General features: G+C 66.7%; 2 protein-coding genes. One reads left to right on the top strand and one right to left on the bottom strand.

Annotated elements, in window-relative coordinates:
* On the bottom strand, positions 1-365 hold a 365-nt coding region (locus ABT085_RS45805; protein ID WP_502982995.1), incomplete at its 3' end, for a DNA-directed RNA polymerase subunit alpha.
* Positions 366-1367: 1002 nt separating this feature from the next.
* On the opposite strand from ABT085_RS45805, the gene ABT085_RS45800 reads away from it, so the two are divergent.
* Positions 1368-1832, top strand: a complete 465-nt coding sequence (locus ABT085_RS45800) for a hypothetical protein (protein WP_351623048.1) — start codon at positions 1368-1370, stop codon at positions 1830-1832.
* Positions 1833-2242 lie beyond the last annotated feature (410 nt).

Raw genomic sequence — 2242 nt, 5'->3', positions numbered from 1 at the left:
TCGGGGTTGTGCACCTCGACACCGGCCGGGGGCGCGATGTCGGCGGCGGTGACCAGACCCGGGCCCTGCTTGCGCAGGTACATCACGACCGGCTCATCCTGCTCGCTGCTCACGACCAGCTGCTTGATGTTGAGGATCAGGTCGGTGACGTCCTCCTTGACGCCCGGCACGGTGGTGAACTCGTGCAGAACGCCGTCGATGCGGACGCCGGTGACGGCAGCGCCGGGGATGGAGGAGAGAAGGGTTCGGCGGAGGGAATTGCCGAGGGTGTAGCCGAAACCAGGCTCCAGCGGTTCGATCACGAACCGGGAGCGGAACTCGTCGACGACCTCTTCGGTCAGGGACGGACGCTGAGCGATCAGCACGTGGTGTTGCCTCCAGACGTTCGGCGCCCGCTATGTGGCGCCGTAGACATCATCAAGGGTACGGGGCGATACGGGCTCATCTGCCTCCGAAGCAGCCCGACCGCCCGACTCCAACCCAGCGAGGAGAATTATTTGAGGTTCCCCTTCCGCCCGGTGCCCACCCGACGCGACAGCCGGGCCCGCAATCGCTCCACTGCCAGTGCGGTCGGCCGAATCAGGCTGCGGGATGAATTCACGACCCGTCACGAAAGTCGGCAGTCGGTCCGCTGACGAATTCGCGCCACCCGGGTGGGCCCGCCGTGTCTTGCACTTCCACCAGGGTCTGGGATGGCGGCTCGACGCGGACTTCGAGGACGGCCCAGAATTTCGGATCGTTCAGCGACCGCTGCGCGGGTCGGAATGCTCGATCATCTTCGGCCGCGGGGTCACCTCCGCGGCATCTGGATCCGCGAGGGCTACCTCGTGGTCTTCGACCTCGACACGGCCTGCGCCGACCTCGCCGGCCGGGTGCTGAGTTGAGCCAGGTCTTCCACAAGGTCTGCGACAGCGGCGCTGAAGTACGGGTCGACGGCTGCGATCCGGACGGCCGCAGCTACGCCTCCTACGCCTCGTGACGCGACCCGGACGGAAACGGGTGGCCACTGCAAGAGGTGCAGGAGCGGCTACCTGGATGGTGACGGCCCAGGAGGCTCTGCCGTGGATGCAGCCGCGTCAGCAGAACTTCTGCACGCGACGGCGCAGCACCATGGCCCGTACGACGCAGCCGCCCGCGTCGCGCAGTATTCGAAGCCCGGTCCGGGCGGTGCGATGCCGGCAGCGTCGGCGCCGTGGTGCAAGTCGTCCCGTGCACGGTCGTCGACCACGGCCAGGCCAGGTCAGAACTGTCGGTGACCGGCGTCCTGGGAGCGGCGCCGTCCAGTCGGCCGCACATCGTCCGTGATCCGAGTGGTCTACCGCCTGCGGCAGTTTGGAGTGCGGGCAGAGGCGGGGACTGCGTGGAGCATGATCCGAACCATTGTGCGTGGCTGCGCTGCGGGCGCTGCGGGCACGACGGCCTTGAACGCTGTGTCCTATGCCGACATGGCCTGGCGTGGCAGGCCCGCCAGCAGTGTCCCGGAGAATCTGGTGGACACGATCGCTACCCGGGTGGGGCTTCCGCTCCGGGATTCGGCCGCGAAGGGCAACCGGCTCATCGGGCTCGCAGCGTTGACGGGTATCGCTCTGGGGAGCGGGATGGGCGCCGCCGTGTCGCTGGTCCATCAGGCTGGCGCTCGGATGCCCGTGTGGCTGGGAGGGGCTGTGACCGGAGCAGTCCTGATGGCCGTCGCCGACGTGCCGATTGCCCGTCTTGGGCTCAGTGATCCTCACACCTGGACGACCGGCGACTGGGCCTCGGACGTTGTACCGCATCTTGTTTTCGGCCTGGTCACCTACGGTCTGGTGACCTCATGGGACCGCCGGCGCTGACCTTCGCCGCCACCGTCTGACCTGCATGGCGGCTCGGCGCAGCCAGGAGGCTGCGCGACATTCGAGGGAGCGCCTTGATCTCGATGGCGCAGCAGCCGCCGCCACCCTGCGATCGGGCAGCTGATCTGGAACCGGCGGCCGATCAGCGTTCTGAGAGGGCGTTTGATGTAGGTGGATTGCCTATTATCTCCTAGTAAGTTCCTCGTCGGGGAGTGTCGTCTCATCCGTTATGTGACGATCGTCCAGACCGTTCCGTTCATCTGCTGAGGAATAGCTTTCGTTACGCGGCCCGGCAGGACTGGGAGAAGACCGCGAAAGCGCTCCTTACCTTGTTGGCGGGTTGGTTCCGGTCCTTCGTACGATCGGCAGACCCAGGGGCCTGGGTGTGGCTGAAAGCGCTCATGCCGTAC

Origin of the sequence: Streptomyces sp. NPDC002265 (assembly GCF_040296125.1) — a bacterium.
Classification (GTDB): domain Bacteria; phylum Actinomycetota; class Actinomycetes; order Streptomycetales; family Streptomycetaceae; genus Streptomyces.
This window is presented reverse-complemented; position numbering and strand designations above follow the sequence as displayed.

Bases quoted from the DNA above. Each gene is read 5' to 3' on its own strand.
- ABT085_RS45800 (WP_351623048.1), top strand. From the start codon at position 1,368: ATGATCCGAACCATTGTGCGTGGCTGCGCTGCGGGCGCTGCGGGCACG.